22 protein-coding genes are annotated in these 18,180 nt (G+C 70.6%); 7 read left to right on the top strand and 15 right to left on the bottom strand.

The genetic code is table 11. From position 1 onward, the window contains the following. The first annotated feature begins 71 nt into the window (after positions 1 to 71). Positions 72 to 1,589, top strand: a complete 1,518-nt coding sequence (locus BP05_RS11660; protein ID WP_496363595.1) for a hypothetical protein — start codon at positions 72 to 74, stop codon at positions 1,587 to 1,589. A 28-nt stretch (positions 1,590 to 1,617) separates the two neighbouring features. On the opposite strand, the gene BP05_RS11655 is transcribed toward BP05_RS11660, so the two are convergent. From BP05_RS11655 to BP05_RS11635, 5 genes are all read right to left on the bottom strand, one after another. Further along, a complete protein-coding gene (locus tag BP05_RS11655; protein ID WP_496363593.1) occupies positions 1,618 to 2,115 on the bottom strand; it encodes a hypothetical protein in 498 nt (165 codons plus the stop codon). Next, positions 2,105 to 3,139, bottom strand: coding sequence for a DUF4344 domain-containing metallopeptidase (locus BP05_RS11650; RefSeq protein WP_496363591.1), 1,035 nt, complete (start codon positions 3,137 to 3,139; stop codon positions 2,105 to 2,107). Before BP05_RS11650 ends, BP05_RS11655 begins: the two co-directional genes overlap by 11 nt. A 229-nt stretch (positions 3,140 to 3,368) precedes the next feature. Next, positions 3,369 to 3,581, bottom strand: coding sequence for a hypothetical protein (locus BP05_RS11645; protein WP_496363589.1), 213 nt, complete (start codon positions 3,579 to 3,581; stop codon positions 3,369 to 3,371). Positions 3,582 to 3,706: 125 nt separating this feature from the next. Further along, complete coding sequence (locus tag BP05_RS11640) at positions 3,707 to 3,916, bottom strand: hypothetical protein (protein ID WP_496363587.1); 210 nt, start codon at positions 3,914 to 3,916, stop codon at positions 3,707 to 3,709. Between the two features lie 24 nt (positions 3,917 to 3,940). Continuing rightward, complete coding sequence (locus tag BP05_RS11635; RefSeq protein WP_496363585.1) at positions 3,941 to 4,114, bottom strand: hypothetical protein; 174 nt, start codon at positions 4,112 to 4,114, stop codon at positions 3,941 to 3,943. A gap of 110 nt (positions 4,115 to 4,224) precedes the next feature. On the opposite strand from BP05_RS11635, the gene BP05_RS11630 reads away from it, so the two are divergent. The 4 genes from BP05_RS11630 (at position 4,225) to BP05_RS11615 (ending at position 8,014) form a co-directional block, all read left to right on the top strand. Beyond that, complete coding sequence (locus BP05_RS11630; RefSeq protein ID WP_496363830.1) at positions 4,225 to 5,193, top strand: LysR substrate-binding domain-containing protein; 969 nt, start codon at positions 4,225 to 4,227, stop codon at positions 5,191 to 5,193. 91 nt (positions 5,194 to 5,284) lie between these two features. Further along, the gene (locus tag BP05_RS11625; protein ID WP_496363583.1) at positions 5,285 to 6,160 is read left to right on the top strand and encodes a class I SAM-dependent methyltransferase; all 876 of its coding nucleotides are present in this window, start codon (positions 5,285 to 5,287) and stop codon (positions 6,158 to 6,160) included. Between the two features lie 69 nt (positions 6,161 to 6,229). Beyond that, complete coding sequence (locus BP05_RS11620; RefSeq protein ID WP_496363581.1) at positions 6,230 to 6,763, top strand: pseudouridine synthase; 534 nt, start codon at positions 6,230 to 6,232, stop codon at positions 6,761 to 6,763. A 138-nt stretch (positions 6,764 to 6,901) separates the two neighbouring features. After that, on the top strand, positions 6,902 to 8,014 hold the full coding sequence (locus BP05_RS11615) for a hybrid sensor histidine kinase/response regulator (RefSeq protein ID WP_496363579.1): 1,113 nt from the start codon (positions 6,902 to 6,904) through the stop codon (positions 8,012 to 8,014). A 42-nt stretch (positions 8,015 to 8,056) separates the two neighbouring features. On the opposite strand, the gene BP05_RS11610 is transcribed toward BP05_RS11615, so the two are convergent. After that, positions 8,057 to 8,431 (bottom strand): hypothetical protein, encoded by a 375-nt coding sequence (locus tag BP05_RS11610; RefSeq protein ID WP_496363577.1) that lies wholly within the window; start codon positions 8,429 to 8,431, stop codon positions 8,057 to 8,059. Between the two features lie 126 nt (positions 8,432 to 8,557). Between BP05_RS11610 and BP05_RS11605 the strand changes: the two genes are divergently transcribed. Then, positions 8,558 to 9,229 carry a Fe2+-dependent dioxygenase gene (locus BP05_RS11605; protein ID WP_496363575.1) on the top strand — a complete coding sequence of 224 codons (672 nt, stop codon included), beginning with the start codon at positions 8,558 to 8,560 and terminating at the stop codon, positions 9,227 to 9,229. Between the two features lie 7 nt (positions 9,230 to 9,236). Here the strand turns inward: BP05_RS11605 and BP05_RS11600 are convergent, their stop codons facing one another. Then, complete coding sequence (locus BP05_RS11600; RefSeq protein ID WP_496363573.1) at positions 9,237 to 10,250, bottom strand: sulfotransferase; 1,014 nt, start codon at positions 10,248 to 10,250, stop codon at positions 9,237 to 9,239. A 142-nt stretch (positions 10,251 to 10,392) separates the two neighbouring features. Further along, entirely contained in the window at positions 10,393 to 12,927 is a 2,535-nt protein-coding gene (hrpB, locus tag BP05_RS11595; RefSeq protein WP_496363571.1) for an ATP-dependent helicase HrpB, read from the bottom strand. A gap of 208 nt (positions 12,928 to 13,135) precedes the next feature. Here hrpB and BP05_RS11590 point away from each other — a divergent pair, with 208 nt between their 5' ends. After that, positions 13,136 to 13,945: a TatD family hydrolase gene (locus BP05_RS11590; RefSeq protein ID WP_496363569.1), complete on the top strand. Its 810-nt coding sequence runs from the start codon at positions 13,136 to 13,138 to the stop codon at positions 13,943 to 13,945. Here BP05_RS11590 and BP05_RS11585 read toward each other — a convergent pair. From BP05_RS11585 to BP05_RS11555, 7 genes are all read right to left on the bottom strand, one after another. Beyond that, positions 13,931 to 14,278 (bottom strand): hypothetical protein, encoded by a 348-nt coding sequence (locus BP05_RS11585; RefSeq protein WP_496363567.1) that lies wholly within the window; start codon positions 14,276 to 14,278, stop codon positions 13,931 to 13,933. The genes BP05_RS11590 and BP05_RS11585 overlap by 15 nt on opposite strands. Positions 14,279 to 14,377: 99 nt before the next feature. After that, the gene (locus BP05_RS11580) at positions 14,378 to 14,698 is read right to left on the bottom strand and encodes a hypothetical protein (protein ID WP_496363565.1); all 321 of its coding nucleotides are present in this window, start codon (positions 14,696 to 14,698) and stop codon (positions 14,378 to 14,380) included. A 78-nt stretch (positions 14,699 to 14,776) separates the two neighbouring features. Further along, a complete protein-coding gene (locus BP05_RS11575) occupies positions 14,777 to 15,064 on the bottom strand; it encodes a hypothetical protein (RefSeq protein WP_496363563.1) in 288 nt (95 codons plus the stop codon). Between the two features lie 102 nt (positions 15,065 to 15,166). Beyond that, on the bottom strand, positions 15,167 to 16,075 hold the full coding sequence (locus BP05_RS11570; RefSeq protein ID WP_496363561.1) for a DUF2167 domain-containing protein: 909 nt from the start codon (positions 16,073 to 16,075) through the stop codon (positions 15,167 to 15,169). Between the two features lie 88 nt (positions 16,076 to 16,163). Further along, positions 16,164 to 16,289, bottom strand: a complete 126-nt coding sequence (locus BP05_RS11565) for a hypothetical protein (RefSeq protein ID WP_496363559.1) — start codon at positions 16,287 to 16,289, stop codon at positions 16,164 to 16,166. A gap of 8 nt (positions 16,290 to 16,297) precedes the next feature. Next, positions 16,298 to 17,101, bottom strand: a complete 804-nt coding sequence (locus tag BP05_RS11560; RefSeq protein ID WP_496363557.1) for an ABC transporter permease — start codon at positions 17,099 to 17,101, stop codon at positions 16,298 to 16,300. Next, entirely contained in the window at positions 17,098 to 18,093 is a 996-nt protein-coding gene (locus tag BP05_RS11555; protein WP_496363555.1) for an ABC transporter ATP-binding protein, read from the bottom strand. Before BP05_RS11555 ends, BP05_RS11560 begins: the two co-directional genes overlap by 4 nt. Positions 18,094 to 18,180 lie beyond the last annotated feature (87 nt).

Below are 18,180 nucleotides of genomic sequence, written 5' to 3'. Positions count from 1 at the left end.
TGTCGTAGGTCACATGCCCGCGGGCGTGGCTTCGCGCATCGTGCGCGCTCCCCCGCCGTGCCATTGCCTCCATGCGCCAGCTTCCCGTCTTCCTGCTCCTGGGTGGATTCACCGTCGGCGTGCTCGCGCAGGACGCTTCGCTCGCAACACGATTGAAGTCGGGGCTGGGCGGGGCCGCGGTGGATGCGGTGCAACGCTTCGAATACCGGTTGCAGGTGGTCGATCGCGCCGGGCGGACGCAGCGCGCGGCCGACTACGTGTTGTTGCCGAAACTGCGCCAGCTGTACATGCGCGACGCGGCGCCGGCGGCGCCGTCCGAAACCTGGTCCGGTCCCGATGGGACGTGGCGGCGCAGTGCCGGGCAGTGGGAATTCCTCGGCGACGCACTGGCCGCGCCAGCGCGCCAACACGTCGCCTACAACTTCCTTGCCCTGCTGCAGGATCGCGGCACCACCTACTCGGATGCCGGCGCGGGCCGCATCCGTATCGCGCCGACGGACGCGGCGGCCTTCGAAGTCGAGCTCGACCCGGCGACCGAACGCATCGTCGAGAACCGTTTCGACGGCGGGCTGCGGGCGCGCGAGTTCGACTATCGCGATGTCGGCGGCGTGCAGTGGCCGATGGCGTTCGAGGTGGTCGGAGCCGAGAAGATGGTGCGCGGCGGCCGCTTCAGCCAGGTGCGCGCCGGCGCGGACGCGACTCTGCCGGCGATGGAGGTCGCCACCGACGCACCGCGGCTGCCCGCGGCCGCCGCTGGGGTCGCGCGCCTCGCGGGTGCCGGCTGGCTGTCCGGCGATCGCAACGATTACAACCTGAGCCTCGACGCGCGCGAAACGCGGCTGGTGTTTGCGCGCTCGCAACCGGAGTTCAAGCAGGCGCAGATCTGGACGGCGCGGCGCGATGGCGAACGCTGGAGCGCGCCGCAACCGGTGCCGTTCTCGGATCCGCGCTACAGCGACTCCGATCCCTGGCTCACCCCGGACGGCACGACGCTGTACTTCGTCTCCAACCGCCCGCTGCAGGGCGGGGCGCCACGCGGCGACCTCGACGTGTGGCGCGTGGCGGTGACGGCGCATGGCTTCGGCGCACCCGAGCATCTTTCCGCCGTCGCCAGCGCCGGCCAGGAACTGGGCCCGGAAGTGCACGACGGCTGGCTGTATTTCAACAGCACCCGGCCGGGCGGGCCGGCGCGGCTGTCGATCTATCGCGCGCGCGTGGACGGCGCGGGTTTCGCGGCGCCGCAGCCGTTGGGTGCCCCGTTCAACGACGGCCAGGCGCAGGGCGACCTCACTTTGTCGCCGGACGGCCGCGTGGCCTTGTTCTGGAGCATCCGCGGCGACAGCAAGGACGGCGACCTGTTCGCGGCCGTGCGCGAAGGCGCCGGCTGGTCCGCCGCCATGCGCCTGCCCTCGCCGCTCAACTCCAACGCCTTCGACTTCACGCCGTCGTTCTCGGCCGACGGCCGCACCCTGCGCTTTGCCAGCATGCGCAAGCCGGGATGGCTGGGCGAAGCTGCGCCGGTGTTCAACGGACAGTCGAATGTCTACGTGGCACCGGCGGCGATGATCGGGCCGCCGGCCTCGCGATGAGGCGCGTCGGGCGGCCGCCCGCCGCGGGTTACTCGCCCTCGAACAGCTGCGGGTAGTGCTCGATCGCCTGTTGCGTCAACCGCTCCTGGTCTTCGAATGCCGCCATCAGGCGGTAGCTTCCCGTGTCGTGGGAAACGCCGAATCGCCAGCGCCCGATGTTGCTCACGGCGCCGGCACGGACCGAGAACAACGGCGCTCGGCAGTACTGCAGCGGTTCGCTGAAGGCGAGCGCCACCGAGGGCAGGCAGTACGTGCCCGCGGGCAACCGAAGCAGCGCGGGATGGTGGTCGGAGGACGGCGGGCTCGCGTACTTCCGCCCGGTCTGCATGTTCTTCACCCGGAACTCGAGGTAACCCGCGGCGTAGCCGGTCGGGTTGCCACGATTGTTGAGTTGCGACACGTCGACGTCGACCAGGACGATGCCTTCCCCGGCACTCGCCGCGCGCACCACCGGTGGCAACGTCGCGAATGCCGCCGCGAGCGCGAAGGCCACGAGCCGCGCGCGCCTGGCCGGCTCAGCGCACATACGGGACTTCCGCGTTGCGGTTGCGCTCGCGTTCGCGCTGCTCGAACAGGCGGTTGGCCTTTTCCTCGGTCATCTCGTACTTGGGCGCCACGTGCGGCAGCAGCAGGCGCAGCCACGACTTGTTGACGCGGCGCGCCTCGGCCGGACAGGTCTTGGCGCGGGCCTCGGGCAGGTCGCCTTCGGTGACGATGCCGACGTAGCGCGCCGGGTTGCTGCCGTACACCAGGCACTGCAGGTTGAAGTAGCGCTGCTCGCCCAGCGCGTGCTCGTCGGCGTAGGCGTCGAGGTTGTACTGGCCGGTGCTGCGGGCGAGGAACCAGTTCGAGGCCATGCGCAGGTTGTCGCTGACCTGGCGCGAGGATTCGTTCATGCCGGCGAAGCGCTGCATCAGCGTGGTGGCGAGCTGGTCGACCGCGTCCTCCTCGCGCCCGGTGATCGGGATCTCCAGCATGTCGATCAGGGCGTGGCCGGTCTCGTGCAGCAGGATGAAGCGCAGGTTGGCGGCGAGGTACTGCTGCGGGTAGTCGTCGCCGAGGTCCTGCTCCTTCGCGAGCTTCTGGCCGCGCTCGAGCAGCACCTGCATGGTCTCGTAGCACATCACCACTTCGCTGCGCTCGGGCATGTAGAAGGCGTTGGGTTCGCGGCATTCGGCCATCACGAACTTGATCGGCCGCGGCAGCATCAGCAGGCCGTCGATGGCCTGGATCTCGGGCAGGTGGTGCAGCAGATCGCCTTCGTGGGCGAGCTTGTAGAACGGTTCGAGCTCGGGGTTCTTCGGCTTGACGTATTCGTAGCCGAAGTGGACGCCGTCGGGCTTGCTCTCGGCGTTGGCGACCCGCGTGAGCACGACCGGCTTGAGCGCGGCCAGTTCGTCGGCCATCGCCTTCTCGGCATCGGCCCGGCCCTGCGCGCGCGCGGCCACGAGTTCCTTCTGGTGCTGTTTCACCGACAGCAGCGAATACAGGAAGGCACCGCTGACCAGGCCCAAGGCCACCGACAGCAGGACGATCAACCTCAGCTTCATTGCGCTTCCCCGGCACGCAGACGCGGCGTTTTCCGCCACGCCGCGATCGTAACGACTCCGCGTGAACGGCGGAACATCGCGCGGCTTGGCGGCGCGGGAAGGCGGACCGGTGGAGTGGGGCGCGGGCCGCCGCACGAAGGCAGGTGGACGGCGCCGCGATTGGGGAAACCGCTCGCCTTCCGCGGCGCGCCGCGATCCCGGGCTGGCGGTCGCGCCGCGCCGCGAGCGCTTACGCCGCGCGGCCGTAATCGTGCGGGGAGCGCGGCGCGCGGATGCGCACGATCAGGGCCGGGAGCAGCTGCAGCGCGGACGGCTCGGCGCGGTCCGCGCGCCGGCGACCGTAGCGCATGGCGAACAGGGGCTCGCGGTAGCCGCGCGACGGGCGCGGCCGGTCGTGCTGCAGCATCGCGCCGCTGAACAACTCACTGGTGAACAGGTTCATCGCTGGGGCTCCGTGGGGAATCGCTGGTCCGCGTCGCCATCCCTGGCGCGGACTGTGCGGCGCAGCGTCGCCGGGTTTGATGACGCCGCCGTGCCAGCGGTCTTGCAGTTGCGTGAAGCGCGGGCTCAGCGGCTGCCGCCGGCGGCGCGCCGCGGCGCCTCGCCGACGCCTTCCACGCGGGCGCCGAAGCGGCGCTGCGAGGCGGCGCGGTTGCCGAGCTCGCCCGCGAACTCGTTGGCGGCGGTGGCGGCGCCGTAGTGCGGCGCCTCGATCAGCACCGGCGACGCCGGCTGGTCGTTCTCGATCAGGTACAGCAGGCCCTTGAACAGGTTCATGGTCGTCTCCCGGAAAGCGTAGGGTCAGAGCGCGCGCTCCGGCGCGCATTGGAAGGTGTTGGCCGCCGTTGGCTCGCGCGTGGCGGCGCAGGCGTCGGCGCGGGGGGCGGCGGCGACGTGGTCATCGGCCAGTTCGCGGGCCAGCGCCACGTCGGTGACGGCCCCGTCCAGGAACAGCAATCCGGTCCAGATGTTCATTTCCCACTCCTCGGCCAGATCGGCCCTGCTTTGAGTGAAATGAAATCTAGACCCTTGAAAGACCCTGAAAAAGCGACCATTCTGCAAGCCATCGTTGAATGGGATTCAAGATGAGCCGGCCGCCGTTGCACGCCCTGCAGGGTTTTGTCGCGGCCGCGCGCATGGGCAACCTGTCGCGCGCCGCCGAGTCGCTACACCTGACGGTGAGCGCGCTCAGCCACCAGATCCGCGGCTTGGAGGAGCGCCTGGGCCAGCGCCTGTTCGTGCGGGTGGCGCGCGGAGTCGAGCTCACGGCGGACGGGCAATCGCTGTTCGAGCGGGTGGCGCCGCACTTCGACGCGATCGAGCACGCGCTGCAGCCGTACCGCGCGCGCCGCGACGACGTCCTGACGATCACGCTGATGCCCTCGTTCGCCTCCAGCTGGCTGGTGCCGCGCCTGCCGCGCTTCCTCGCGGCGCACCCGCAGATCGAGATCAACCTGCAGTCGACGGTGAACAAGGTCGACTTCGAGCGCCAGACCGACATCGACGCCGGCCTGCGCTACGGGCCGGGCGAATGGCCGGGCCTGCACGCGGTGCACCTGTTCGACGACTGGGTGGCGCCCACGGTCAGCCCGGAGCTGGTCGCGCGCCTGGGCCTGCCGTGCCTGGAAACCCTCGGCGAGTTCCCGCTGCTGGGTGCGCCGGGCGGGCGCTGGAGCGACTGGTTCGCGCAGTTCGGTGGCACGCCGCCCAAGCGCTTCGTCGCCAACTTCGACGATTCCGAAACGCTGCATCGCGCCGCGGTGGAAGGCCTGGGCATCGCCCTGGGCCGGCTCACGCTGACGCGGCCGATGGTCGAGGCCGGGCGCCTGGTGACGTTGTTCGACGAGCGGCTGAAGGCGGAGTTCGCGCACTACCTGGTGTTTCCCGAGCGTTCCGCGCGCCATCGCGGCCTGCTCGCGTTCCGCGCGTGGCTGCTGCAGGAAGCGCACGACTACGCCGCATCGGCCGAGTGCGTGCGCGCGCACGCCACCGGCAAGACGCCCGCCGCGCCCGCGGACGGCAAGTCCATGACGCGCCGACGCGCGGGGCGCTAGCCGCGCCGGCGCAACGCTGCGGACAATGCCTGCGATGGCAGCTCCCAGCGCCGGCGGGTAGGCTGCGCGCATTCCCCGCATGGAGCTCCGCATGAACCGCCTGCCGCTTGCCGCCCTGCTTGCCGCCGTCCTCGCCGCCTGCGCCGCCGCGCCGGCACGCGCTCCTGCAACCGCCGGCGAAAACGCAGACGCAGGCGCCGCGACGGCCGATGCCACGGACGCGCAACTGCAGGGCGCGGTGCAGGCCTCGTCGCGCGATCCGAAGAACGTCGCGCGCGACGTGTACCGGCATCCGCTCGAAACCCTGCGCTTCTTCGGCGTTCGCCCGGAGCAGACGCTGATCGAGATCACCCCGGGCGCGGGCTGGTACACGGAAATCCTGGCGCCGCTGCTCGGCGCCAACGGCCAGTACGTGGCCGCCATCCCCGATGACGCGATTCCCAACCAGCCCGCGTATCGCTATCGCCTCAACAAGGAGTTGCGGGCCAAGCTGGCCGCTGCGCCGGGCACCTACCGCGACCCGGCGTTGCGCGCGTTCGATCCGATGGCGCCGCAGTTTGGTCCGGCGGGTTCGGCCGATGTCGTGCTGACCTTCCGTAACGCCCACAACTGGGTCGCCGACGCCACCGCCGATGCGTACTTCAAGGCGTTCTTCGACGTGCTCAAGCCGGGTGGCACGCTCGGCGTGGTCGACCATCGCGCCAAGCCCGGCACCGACCTGGAGACGATGAAGAAGTCCGGTTATCTCACCGAGGCGCTGGTGATCGACTACGCGACCCGCGCCGGCTTCGTGCTCGAGGCCAGGAGCGAGATCAACGCCAACCCGAAGGACAGCACCGACCATCCCAACGGCGTGTGGACGCTGCCGCCGAGCAACAACCATGACCCGGCCGACGATGCCAAGTACAAGGCGATCGGCGAGAGCGACCGCATGACCCTGCGCTTCCGCAAGCCGCGCCGCGACTGACGGCGGCCCGGCGCGCACCGCCGCGGCGGCCGATGTTGCCGAGCCCCGGCCGGGTCGCACCTGCATCCGATGCTCATCGCCTTCAACAAACCCTACGGCGTGCTGTGCCAGTTCACCGACCGCAGCACGCCGGCGCGGCCCACGCTGGCCGGGTTCGGCCTCCCGCCCGGCGTGTATGCGGCGGGCCGGCTCGATTACGACAGCGAAGGACTGCTGCTGCTCACCGACGACGGCGGCCTCGCCCACCGCCTCACCGACCCGCGGCACAAGCAGCCCAAGACCTATTGGGTACAGGTCGAAGGCGATCCCGACGCGGCGCAGCTGGCCGCCCTGCGGGCCGGGGTCGAGCTCAACGATGGCCGCACCCGTCCCGCGCAGGTCCGCCGCATCGAGGCGCCGGCGCTGTGGCCGCGCGATCCGCCGGTGCGCTTCCGTAAGAGCGTGCCCGATGGGTGGCTGGAACTGACGATCGGCGAGGGCCGCAACCGCCAGGTCCGGCGCATGACCGCGGCGGTCGGCCTGCCGACCCTGCGGCTCGTGCGGGTGGCGGTGGGCCCGCATGGCCTCGCCGGGCTGGCTCCGGGGCAGTGGCGGGCGCTGTAGCTCACGCTGGTTTCACGTCGCTGATCAGAGAAAGCTGACTAGTTCAGGTTTGGAAACGGCGCGCTCCGCGCGCCTCCGGCATTCTGCTACGGTGCATTCCCGACCGGCGTCCAGGAGGATTCGGCTTCACGCCACCCGATGAGTTACGTCGCCCCAAACGGTCGCATCCTTGTCGTCGACGACCAGCCGGTGAACCTGCGCGTGGTCAGCAGCCTGCTGTCGCGCCAGGGCTATGAAGTGGTGGTCGCCAACAATGGCGAGGAAGCCCTGGCCCGCTATCGCGAAACCGCGCCGGACCTGATCCTGCTCGACATGATCATGCCGGGCATGGACGGCTTCGACGTGCTCAAGGCGCTGCAGGCGCTGCCGCCGCCGGTGGCGCCGGTGGTGTTCGTCACCGCCGCGCAGGACCGCGACATGCTGTTGCGCGCGTTCGAAGCGGGCGTGGTCGATTACGTCACCAAGCCCTTCCTGCCCGAGGAACTGCTCGCGCGGGTCAACGCGCACATCGGCCTCAAGCTCGCCCGCGACCGCCTCGAACGCGTCGCCCGCGAACGCGAGGAACTCGTCAACCTGGTCGCCCACGACCTGAAGAATCCGCTCAGCAGCGTGCTGTTCGCCAGCGACCTGCTGACCGCCGAGGGCTGCCGCCCCGAGCGCATTCCGCACTACCTCGCGGTAATCCATGAAAGCGCGCAGGACGCGCTGGGTTACATCCGCGAATACCTCGAGACCAGCATGGGCGCGGCGACCGCGCCCGCCGACCTGCGCGCCGGCCTCGCCGACACCCTCGATTGGCTGCTGCGCCGCTACGGGATGCAGCTGGAAGCGCGCGGCATCCGCGTGGTCACCGCGCCGCCGCCGGTGGAGGTGCACGTGCGCATCGACGAGCGCGTGCTGCGCCAGGTCGCGGAGAACCTGGTGTCCAACGCGCTCAAGTACGCCCCCGACAGCGAGCTGACGCTTGCCGTGCGCAGCGGTGCGCCCGGTTACTGGCAACTGATCGTCGCCGACCGCGGCCCGGGGATCTCGCCTTCGCAGCAGCGGCTGCTGTTCAAGCCGTTCACACGCCTGCAGGAGCGCAGCGACGGCCTTTCCCATGGCCTGGGCCTGTCGCTGGCCAAGCAGATCATCACCAAGGCCGGTGGCGAACTCTGGTACGAAGCGCGCGAGGGTGGCGGCGCGCAGTTCGTGATCGAACTGCCCGAGGCCGCGATGGCGGCGCACCCGCAGGCCGTGCCGGCGCGCTGATCAAAGCGGCGATGCAAGCCGCCCGTTGTTGCTGCGATGGGTTCAGTGCGACGCGGTGGGCGCGCTGCCCCGCGTGCTCTTGCGCGGCGCGCGCGCGCGCCGGGCGCCATTGCCGCGCTTCGCCTCGACCCGGCGAGCACTGCCTTCGATGGTGCCGCGCTCCTCGCCCTGCTCCGCGCGCTTGGCGCGGCGGTGCGCGGCGTACCAGAGCAGGCCCGCGCCGGCGAGCGCGGCTGCGATCATCGCCGGATTGCGGCGCGCGAACTTGCCGGCGACGCGCGCGCCGGTCTTGAGCACGCCCAGCTTGGCGCCCGCGTCGAGCAGCTGGCCCGCCTTGGGCAACGCGTGGCGCACGTTGTCGCCCATCGTGCTGGCCAGCTCCAATGCGCGTCCGGAAATCGCTTCGATCCTGTTCATCGCCGCCCTCACTGCATCTGCAAACCGGGGGCCAGTCTCCCCCGCGATTCGTTGACTTGGCGTGAGCGGTTGCCGCGGGCGCGGCCAGCGCCGATCATCGGTGCCATTCCATCGCCTGCCGACGCCATGATCCGTCTCCTGCCCCAAGTCCTGAACGCCGCGGAACTGCAGACGGTGCGCGAGTGGCTGCCGCAGGTCTCGTTCGCCGACGGGCGCATGACCAACCAGGCCTCGGGCGTCAAACGCAACCTGCAGGCGTCGCAGGAAGACCCGGTCAATGCGCGCATCGCGCAGCTGGCGCGCGACGCGCTGGCCCGGCACCCCGACCTGCGCATGTACGCGATGCCGCGCACCGTCGCCCGTTCCACGGTCGTGCGCTACGAGCCGGGCATGACCTACGGCTGGCACGTGGACGAGGCGCTGTTTCCGTCGACGCCGCCGATGCGCAGCGACCTGTCGTGCACGATCTTCCTCAACAATCCCGCCGACTACGACGGCGGCGAGCTGGTGATCCAGCTCGGCGCGCAGGAACTCGCCTACAAGCTCAACGCCGGCGACGCGATCCTGTATCCGTCCACCACCATCCACCAGGTCGCGCCGGTCACGCGCGGCGTGCGCTTCGCCGCGATCACCTGGCTGCACAGCTGGATCGCCGATGCCAGCCAGCGCGAATTGCTGGTGCAGCTGGACGAAGCGCGCGCGATCGCCGCGCGCGGCGCGGCCCCCGGCGATCCGCGCCTGCAGGTCCTGCTGGAATCGCTGAAGACCAATCTCTTCCGGATGTGGGCGGATACCTGAGCCGCCGTCACCGCAGCGCCTGCAACCGCGGATAGCGCCGCAGCTGCGCATCCACCCACGCCTCGCCCGCGTCGATCTCATCGGCATGGCGCCGCAGCGCCAGGGCCAGGTCGTGCGCACGATCTTCGCGGCCGTAGCCGTGGTCCTGCGCCTTGGCGTAACGCCCCCAGGCCGGCGCCTGCATGGCCGCCGCCACGCCGGCGGGATCGAGTGCCAGGTGCGTGGCGATCTGGCCGAGCACGCTCTCCGGTTGCGCCAGCAGGCGCTCGAAATCCACGCGCAGGCTGCGGTCCGGGTGCGCCTGCGCGAGCCCATGAAAGCGCGAGCGCTCGGCCAGCCAACCCATCGCGCATTGTTGCGGCAGCGACAGCGCGTGCAGCGCGGTGTCCTCGGCGAAGCCGCATGCGCGCAGGTGGCGCAGGCGTTCGCCGGCCGCCGCCGCCGCATCGCGCACCGAATCGGGCGACTTCAGCAGCGTGGCCAGGTACGGCCGCAACGGCATGTCCAGCAGCAGCGCGCGCACGCCGGGCAGCTGCGCGAACAGTGGCGCGATCAGGCCATTGCAGCTGCTGGTCGCCTTGATCACCGTGCGGGCATGCCCGGCCAAGGGTCGCGACCACGCCGTCCACAGGCACTGCAGCAATCGCGGCGCCTCCTCGGGCGACAGGCGCGAATCCACGGCGGCCAGGTGCGGCCACGCTTCGGCCAGCGTACGCAGCGGCAGCGGCTCGCGCAGGCCCTGCACGCCGGGCCAGCTGTCGAGCAGCCGGCTGAGCAAGGTCGAGCCGCAATGGCCGATGTGGAAGATCGCGTCGGCCGCCGCTCCGGTGGCCGGTGGCTGGGACAGCAGCGCATCCCATCCGACCCAGCCGCCATCGGCGTGGGCCGGCAGCGCACGCTCGTCGAGGAACGCCGCCGCGCGCCGTTGTTCCGCATCCAACCGGACCAGCAGCACGCGGCGTGCGACCGGATCGAGCTTGAACGGCAGGAACTCGGCGGAAGGCAGCGGCGATGGAGTCATCCGGCGAGTGTAGCGGCGCCGCGCGCCGCATCGTGCCGCGCGGCTTCGGCCGATGCGTGGCGGTTCCGCTCCACCGAGCGCGCGGTCGCGCCGCCGCAACCCCGTGAGCGCGACGCGTTACAACGCCGCTGCGGGCAGAGCATCAGGTGCCGCGCGGTTTCGCCCGATGGGTCGCGGTCGCGCTCCACGGGTCATCCGGCCACGGATGCTTCGGATAGCGCCCCTTCATCTCCTTCTTCACTTCCGGATAGGTGCGATCCCAGAAGCTGCGCAGGTCGCGGGTGATCTGCAGTGGCTTGCCGCCGGGCGAGAGCAGGTGCAGGGTCAGGGGCACGCGGCCGTCGGCGATGCGCGGCGTGTCGGCCAGGCCGAACAACTCCTGCAACTTCACCGCGAGCACGGGCGCGGCGGGTGCGCCTTCGCCGTCGTTGGCGCCGGCATCGAAGCCGTACTCGATCCGCCGCTCCATGCCCGAGGGCACGACGATCCGCGTCGGCGCCAGCGCGTCGATCGTCTGCCGCTGCGACCAGCCGACCTGCGACTTCAGCGCTTCGCCCAGCGCCTGTTCGTCCAGCGCATCCAGCCGGGTCTTGCCGGACAGCGCCGGCTTCAACCAGGTGTCGAGCGTCGCCAGCAACGCCGTGTCGGACAGGTCCGGCAGCGCCTCCAGCTCCGGCATCCACGCGCGCAGGCAGCGCACGCGCGTGCGCCACTGCGTTAGCGCGTCGGTCCACGGCAACGCCGCGAGGCCCAGCTGTCGCACCGCATCGACCAGGGCGTCGGCGTAACGCGACGGATCCGGCTTCGCCAACGGTTTGCTTTCCAGCACGATGCGGTCGTAGCGGCGCTCGCGCACGGCGGCGATGCCGCGGGTGTTGGCGTCCCACACCACGCGATCCTCGCTGACGAAGCGCTGCGGGAATTCGCGCTGCAGGCGCGCCTCGTCCAGCGGCGCGCCGCGCAGGATGCGGGCGTCGCGCGCCTCGTCGCGCAGTTCGCTGATCACCAGCCACGGCTCGCCGTACAGCGCGCTGTCGTCGAACAGTTTCGCGCTGCGGCCGTTGGCGAGCTGGTAGCGGTAGGGGTCCGCGGGATGCTGGCGCGCGATGCGATCCGGATACGCGTGCAGGAGCACGTCGCCCAGCGCGTGCGCCGGCAGGTCGGACGACGGCGGCGCATCGACGCGCAGGCGGCGGCGCCATTGCCGCGCCGCCTGGTCGAGCGCGGCGAGCGCCGAGCGCGAAGCGTCGGCGGGCACGCGGCCGCTGCGGAACGCCGCCAAGGCCTGCCAGCGTTCGGCCACGGCGTCGGAGCGCGACTTGCCCGGTGACGGCCGCAATGGATCGCGCGCCTCGATCAGTGCGGCCAGGTCGCAGGCCAGCGCGCGCTCGTCCGTGCTCGTCGGCGCCAGCAGCATCGCCGCCAGGCGCGGATGCGTGCCCAGCGCGAGCATGCGCTTGCCCAGCGGCGTGATCGCGCCGCCATCGAGCGCGCCCAGGCGCTGCAGCAGTTCGCGCGCGGCCGCCAGCGGTCCGCTTGGCGGCGCGTCGACGAAGCGCAGGTTGGCGTCGCCCCACGCCGCCAGTTCCAGCGCCAGCCCGGCCAGTTCGACCTGGGCGATTTCGGCGCGGCGCTGCGGCTCCAGGCGTTGCGATTCCGGCCACAACCGGTAGGCCCAGCCTTCGGCGACGCGACCGGCGCGGCCGGCGCGCTGGTCGGCGGAAGCCTGCGCGATGTTGACCACGTCGAGGCGGGCGAAGCCGCTGTTGGGGTCGTAGCGCGGCTCGCGCGCGAGGCCGCTGTCGATCACCACGCGCACGCCGGGCAGGGTCACGCTCGACTCGGCGACGTTGGTCGCCAACACCACGCGACGATGCCCGTCCGGATCGGGCTGCAGCACGCGCGATTGCTGCTCGACCGGCAGGTCGCCGTGCAACTGCAGCACATCGGCTTGGCGCGCCGCCGCGCTGGCGGCGAGCGCGGCGTCGGTGTGCGCGATCTCGCGCTGGCCGGGCAGGAACACCAGCACGTCGCCCGGATGCTGCGCGAGCGCGTGTTCGACCGCGCGTCGGGTGTGGTGTTCGAGCGCTTCCTCGCGCTTGCCGGGGAAGTGCGCGACCGTCACCGGGTAGCTGCGCCCGGCGCTGCTCAGGCGCGGTGCGTCGAGGAAGGCGGCGAGACGTTCGCCGTCGAGCGTCGCCGACATCACCACGATGCGCAGGTCCTCGCGCAGCGAGGCCTGCACGTCGAGCGCGAGCGCCAGGCCGAGGTCGGCGGACAGGTGGCGCTCGTGGAATTCGTCGAACAGCAAAGCGCCGACGTGCTCCAGGGTGGGATCGTCCTGGATCATGCGGGTGAGGATGCCTTCGGTGACGACTTCGATCCGGGTCGCGGCCGACACCTTGTTCTCGAAGCGGATGCGGTAGCCGACGGTGCCGCCGGGTTCCTCGCCGCGCTGCCGGGCCATGAAGGTGGCGGCGGCGCGTGCGGCGACACGACGCGGCTCCAGCATCACTATCTTCCTGCCTGCCAGCCAAGGCGCGTCGAGCAGCGCCGGCGGTACCTGGGTGGTCTTGCCCGCGCCGGGCGGCGCTTCCAGCACCAGGCGCGGATGGTTCGCCAGCGATGCGAGCACGCGCGGCAGCAGGTCGTCGATGGGAAAGGCGGGGCGATTCACCGGGAAAGGATAAGGCGCCTGCGGCGCGTCCAGTGCCTGACCTGCTTGCGTTGCGCGCGGGGCAGATCCAAACCGCCGATCAACCAGTTGCGCGCAGCCCGCTGTGCGCGGACCACTGTCGCGCCTGTCCTCACCCTGCGCTGCTGCCCGGTCGCCAACGCGCCCGCCGCGCGCCAAGGCACTTGCGCTGGATCGCTACAATTGGCCGATGCAACTGATCGATATCGGCGCCAACCTCACCCACGACTCCTTCGACCACGACCGCGATGCGGTGCTGCAGCGCGCACGCGACGCCGGCGTGGTGCAGATGATCTTGACCGGCGCCTCGCGCGAGCACTCGCCGCTGGCGCTGAAGCTGGCCAAGCAGCACCCGGGCGAACTGTTCGCCACCGCCGGCGTGCATCCGCACCACGCCAGCGAATACACCAACGAGTGCGACGCCGAGATGCGCGCGCTGCACACGCATGCCGAAGTCGTGGCGGTGGGCGAGTGCGGCCTGGATTACTTCCGCGACTTCTCGCCGCGGCCGGCACAGCGGCGCGCGTTCGAGCTGCAACTGCAGATCGCCGCGGATGTCACGGTGGGCGGCCGGAAGAAGCCGCTGTTCCTGCACCAGCGCGACGCGCACGCCGATTTCATGGCGATGATGCGCAACTTCGAGGGCCGTATCGGTCCGGCGGTGGTGCACTGCTTCACCGGCACGCGCGCGGAGTTGTTCGATTACCTCGACCGCGACTGGCACATCGGCATCACCGGCTGGCTGTGCGACGAGCGCCGCGGCCAACACCTGCGCGACCTGGTGAAACATATTCCGGCCGAGCGCCTGATGATCGAAACCGATGCGCCCTACCTGCTGCCGCGCACGGTCAAGCCGGCGCCGTCGCACCGGCGCAACGAGCCCTTCTACCTGGCGCACATCGTCGAGGAACTCGCGCGCGACCGCGGCGAGTCCGTGGCGACGGCGGCGGCCAACAGCACCGCTACCGCGCGCGCGTTCTTCGGCTTACCGCAGCGCTAGCGCCACGAACTCCGGGCGCCGTGGCGCGACCTGGACCAGTTCCACGGCGCTGTAGCCGCGCTGGCATTCGTGCTGGGTCTGCATCATCGCCTTGGCGCGCGCCGCGTAGGCCTGGCTGAAGTTGTCGATGCCGGCGAGTTGCGCAAAAGCCTGCTGCTTGGGCAAGGCCGGGCGCGCGCAATTGATCACGATGCGGACACCGGCGACCTGCACCGGCTCGGTCTGGGTGCGCGGTGTCTGCGCCTGCGCCGACCACGCCAGCAGGGCCACGCATGCGGATGCGACGGCCACGACGCGCCTGGCGCCACGGGAAAACGGGGTGTGGGCGTTCATGGTCGCCTCCGATGGGCGGAAATACCCGTGGACGCCGCGGGCGCGGCGTCCTATTGATCGATTCGGGGAATCCCGGCGGAAATTACAGCGCGTCCGGCGTCACGGCCGGTACTGCACGGCGACCTCGCGGTCGCCGCGGCCGCGGTAGAACTCGACGAGGACGTGGGTGGCGCCCGCATCGCAGGCCTGCCGTCCCTGCTTCACGATGTCGCGCCGCATCGGCGCGGTGGCCGCCGGGTCGTCGTGGCCGAGGTAGCGCGCCACTTGGCGCAGCGTCGGCCACTCGGCGTAGCGGCAGTTGACCTGCACGCTCGCGTCCGGCGCCATCGCGTGGACGTCGGAGAGCGTGGGCGTGCGCGGGGGCGCGGCGGCCGCGGCCAGCGGCAGCACGGCGGCGAGGATCAGGACCTGGACTCGCATGGGATTCTCCGTTTGCGTCGGGCACGACGCGTTGCACGGGACAACCCGCCCGGCTGGACGGGTCGCGGCACGGCCGCTTTAGCGCGCGTCGGCCTGGGCGATGCGCGGGTTACGCGCCGCATCGAATACGAGCACGATGTCGTCGGCGCCATGCCGGCAGGCGCGCAGGCCCGCGAGGATGGCGCGCTTGCGCACGCGCGGCACCGGATCCAGTGCGGTCACGCCGACTTCCTGGGCCACGCGCTTGAGTGTCGGCCAGTCGTGCTGCTGGCAACTCACCACGATGGGCGCCGGTTGCGGCGGCGCCGCGGCCGCGCCGGGCGCCAGCGCCGCAAGCAGCAGGCAGGGAAGAACGCGGATGTTCATGGCAGCGATCCGTGCGGATGGCGCCGGGCCGTTCCCGGCACCCTTGCCTTGGAATACGGGAATCGCGCGCCGGCATTACGAAGGTCGCGCCGTAGGGGTGGGTCAGCTCACGACGCCGGTGGCGCCCTTCTTGCGGGAGAAGAGCCCGGCGATCTTCTTGAAGAACGCGCCGGCCAGCACGACCAGCGGCAGCAACAGCTTCTTCAGGCCCAGCAGCAGCGCGCCGAGCTTGGCGAACAGGCCCGCCTTGGCGGCGATGCCGCCGCCGATCAGTGCCGCCAACCCGTACGCGGCCACCTTGTCAGTGCCCTTGTCGTAGTCGGCGTAGCGCGAGCCGGCGTCGAACTCGACCATCGGCAGCAGCTGCTGCATCCCGCTCTTCACCTCGGCCAGTTCGTCCATCCGGGCCACGGCGTTGAGGCTGAGGTAGCCGCGGCGGCCGAGCACGCGGATGTCGTAATTGACCGCGTTGTGGTCGGAGCCTTCGCTGCGCAGCTCCTTGGCCCAGTACAACTTTTTGTTCGCCGCGTCGTAGTGCGGCGGTTCGGCCCAGCCGACCAGTTCCAGCGCGGGATAGCCGGCTTCCTTGCGCGCCTGGTTGTTGTCCTTGTCGGCTTCCTGCATGTCCTTGAGCATGGCGGCGTAGTCGATCTTGGCCGCGTCCTCGTCGGACACGTAGCCTTCGTCGGAGTACGTCACCACCACCGCCCAGCCGCTGTCGTCGAGCACGCCGCGGCCCTTGGGCACGACCATGCCGAGCACGCTGTCGTCGGGAGGATTGCCCCACAGGTCCTCGAGCACCTTGCGGGCATCGGCCGCGCCCAGGTAGCGGAAGTTGTCGTTGAGCTGGAACCGCGCCTTGGCCTCGGCGACCGCGACCTGCCCGTCGCGCCACTGGAAGCCGGCGACGATCGCGCGCGCGGCCTGTTCCTGCGCCTGCGGCGACGCGTCCTGCGCATGCGCGCCCATTGCCACGGCCAGCAGGCCGAGCAGCATCCACTTCAGCTTCATCGTGATCCCTGGGATTGGGCGTCCCCACGCCCTCGCCACCAGTCTCGCAAGCCGGCGACGAGGCTCGCAAGCGGGCCCGCGACCGGGATCAGCCTTGGCGCGGTTTGCGCGCGCCGGGATTGGCGCCGTCGGCGTTGCCGCGGTAGCCGACCAGCACGTGGGTCGAGCCGCGCGCGCACGCGGCGCGGCCCGAAGCGACGATGTGGCGGCGCAAGGCCCGGATCAGCTGCGCAGGCCGACGCCGCGCTTGAGCAGCCACAGCGCGAGCGCGCTCAGGCCGACGATGAAGGCCAGCATCAGCGCGAACGCCGTCCACATCGACACGTCGCTGATGCCGAGCAGGCCGTAGCGGAACGCGTTGACCATGTAGAACACGGGATTGAGGTGCGTGGCCGCCTCGGCCCACGCCGGCAGCAGCTTCACCGAATAGAACACGCCGCCCAGGTAGGTGAGCGGGGTGAGGATGAAGGTCGGCACGATGGCGATGTCGTCGAACTTCTTCGCGTACACCGCGTTGACGAAGCCGGCCAGCGAGAAGATCGTCGCACCCAGCAGCACGGTGACGAGCGTGATCAGCGGGTGCGGCATGCTCACGCGGGTGAACAGCATGCCGATCGCCAGCACGATCGTGCCGACCATCAGCCCGCGCAGCACCGCGCCGGTGACGTAGCCGCCGAGGATCACCCAGTTGGGCATCGGGCTGACCAGCAGCTCCTCCACGTGGCGGCCGAACTTGGCGCCGAAGAAGCTCGAGGAGATGTTGCCGTAGCTGTTCTGGATCACGCTCATCATCACCAGCCCGGGGACGATGAAGTCCATGTAGCGGATCCCGTCCATCGCCTGGATCTGGCGGCCGATCAGGCCGCCGAAGATCAGGAAGTACAGGGTCATGGTGATCGCCGGCGGCACCAGGGTCTGGCCCCAGATGCGCAGGATGCGCGTCACCTCGCGGCGCACGATGGTGCCGTAGGCGGTGAGGTTGCGCTGGCCCGCGGTCGCCTCGGTGGTCAGGTCGGTGGCGCTCATGCGGACTGCTCCGGCTGTACCTGCACGCCGTTGACCGGCGGGCTCTTGTCCAGGTTCTCGCTGGTCAGGCGCACGAACAGTTCCTCCAGGCGGTTGCTCTTGGTGCGCATCGAGCGCACGCGGATGCCGGCGTCGTTGAGCGTGGCGAACACGCGGTTGAGATCCATCGCCCGCGGCATCTCCACGTCGAGGGTGTGGTCATCGGTGGCGTGGATGGTGGTGCCGGCGATCTCGGGCAGCGACGATGGCAGCGTGCCGTCGATGTCGAACAGGAAGCCTTCGACGTCGAGCTTGGCCAGCAGCGCCTTCATCGGCCCCTGCTCGACGATCCGGCCCTTGTCGATGATGGCGAGGTTGCGGCACAGGCTCTCGGCTTCCTCGAGGTAATGCGTGGTGAGGATGATCGTGGTGCCGGCGGCGTTGATTTCCTTCAGCGTCTTCCACATGCCGCGGCGGATCTCGATGTCGACGCCGGCGGTGGGCTCGTCGAGGATCAGCAGCTTCGGCCGGGTCATCATCGCGCGCGCGATCATCAACCGGCGCTTCATGCCGCCCGACAGGGTGCGGCTCATCATCTGCGCCTTCTCCCACAGGTGGGCGCGGCGCAGTTCCTCCTCGGCGCGCTGCAGCGCGAGCTCGCGCGGGACGCCGAAGAAGCCGGCGTAGTTCACCAGGATGTCGAGCGGCTTCTCGAACATGTTGAAGTTCAGCTCCTGCGGCACCAGCCCGATCATGCGCATGGCTTCGTCGCGGTGCCGGAGCAGGTCGGTACCGAAGATCGAGACGCTGCCGCCGCTCAGGTTCACCAGCGAGCTGACAATGCCGATCAGGGTCGACTTGCCGGCGCCGTTGGGGCCGAGCAGGGCGAAGAAGTCGCCGGGCTTCACGTCGAGCGACACGCCCTTGAGCGCCTCGACCTTGTTGTCGTAGGTCTTGCGCAGGTCGCGGACGGACAGCGCGGGAGCGGCCGGGGCCGCGGAATGTTCAGTCATTGGAAGGCCCGTTTCGTGCCTTGCGCCGCGCGTGGCGCGGCTGCGGCGTGATGGGGCGGGCGCCTCCGGCGCTCGCTGCCGGTAGTA

This window comes from Lysobacter oryzae DSM 21044 (assembly GCF_059568595.1).
This window is presented reverse-complemented; position numbering and strand designations above follow the sequence as displayed.

Excerpts from the sequence above, each read along its gene's own strand:
- BP05_RS11660 (WP_496363595.1), top strand. The coding sequence starts at position 72 with ATGCGCCAGCTTCCCGTCTTCCTGCTCCTGGGTGGATTCACCGTCGGC.
- BP05_RS11655 (WP_496363593.1), bottom strand. The coding sequence starts at position 2,115 with ATGTGCGCTGAGCCGGCCAGGCGCGCGCGGCTCGTGGCCTTCGCGCTC.
- BP05_RS11650 (WP_496363591.1), bottom strand. The coding sequence starts at position 3,139 with ATGAAGCTGAGGTTGATCGTCCTGCTGTCGGTGGCCTTGGGCCTGGTC.
- BP05_RS11645 (WP_496363589.1), bottom strand. The coding sequence starts at position 3,581 with ATGAACCTGTTCACCAGTGAGTTGTTCAGCGGCGCGATGCTGCAGCAC.
- BP05_RS11640 (WP_496363587.1), bottom strand. The coding sequence starts at position 3,916 with ATGAACCTGTTCAAGGGCCTGCTGTACCTGATCGAGAACGACCAGCCG.
- BP05_RS11635 (WP_496363585.1), bottom strand. The coding sequence starts at position 4,114 with ATGAACATCTGGACCGGATTGCTGTTCCTGGACGGGGCCGTCACCGAC.
- BP05_RS11630 (WP_496363830.1), top strand. The coding sequence starts at position 4,225 with ATGAGCCGGCCGCCGTTGCACGCCCTGCAGGGTTTTGTCGCGGCCGCG.
- BP05_RS11625 (WP_496363583.1), top strand. The coding sequence starts at position 5,285 with ATGAACCGCCTGCCGCTTGCCGCCCTGCTTGCCGCCGTCCTCGCCGCC.
- BP05_RS11620 (WP_496363581.1), top strand. The coding sequence starts at position 6,230 with ATGCTCATCGCCTTCAACAAACCCTACGGCGTGCTGTGCCAGTTCACC.
- BP05_RS11615 (WP_496363579.1), top strand. The coding sequence starts at position 6,902 with ATGAGTTACGTCGCCCCAAACGGTCGCATCCTTGTCGTCGACGACCAG.
- BP05_RS11610 (WP_496363577.1), bottom strand. The coding sequence starts at position 8,431 with ATGAACAGGATCGAAGCGATTTCCGGACGCGCATTGGAGCTGGCCAGC.
- BP05_RS11605 (WP_496363575.1), top strand. The coding sequence starts at position 8,558 with ATGATCCGTCTCCTGCCCCAAGTCCTGAACGCCGCGGAACTGCAGACG.
- BP05_RS11600 (WP_496363573.1), bottom strand. The coding sequence starts at position 10,250 with ATGACTCCATCGCCGCTGCCTTCCGCCGAGTTCCTGCCGTTCAAGCTC.
- BP05_RS11590 (WP_496363569.1), top strand. The coding sequence starts at position 13,136 with ATGCAACTGATCGATATCGGCGCCAACCTCACCCACGACTCCTTCGAC.
- BP05_RS11585 (WP_496363567.1), bottom strand. The coding sequence starts at position 14,278 with ATGAACGCCCACACCCCGTTTTCCCGTGGCGCCAGGCGCGTCGTGGCC.
- BP05_RS11580 (WP_496363565.1), bottom strand. The coding sequence starts at position 14,698 with ATGCGAGTCCAGGTCCTGATCCTCGCCGCCGTGCTGCCGCTGGCCGCG.
- BP05_RS11575 (WP_496363563.1), bottom strand. The coding sequence starts at position 15,064 with ATGAACATCCGCGTTCTTCCCTGCCTGCTGCTTGCGGCGCTGGCGCCC.
- BP05_RS11570 (WP_496363561.1), bottom strand. The coding sequence starts at position 16,075 with ATGAAGCTGAAGTGGATGCTGCTCGGCCTGCTGGCCGTGGCAATGGGC.
- BP05_RS11560 (WP_496363557.1), bottom strand. The coding sequence starts at position 17,101 with ATGAGCGCCACCGACCTGACCACCGAGGCGACCGCGGGCCAGCGCAAC.
- BP05_RS11555 (WP_496363555.1), bottom strand. The coding sequence starts at position 18,093 with ATGACTGAACATTCCGCGGCCCCGGCCGCTCCCGCGCTGTCCGTCCGC.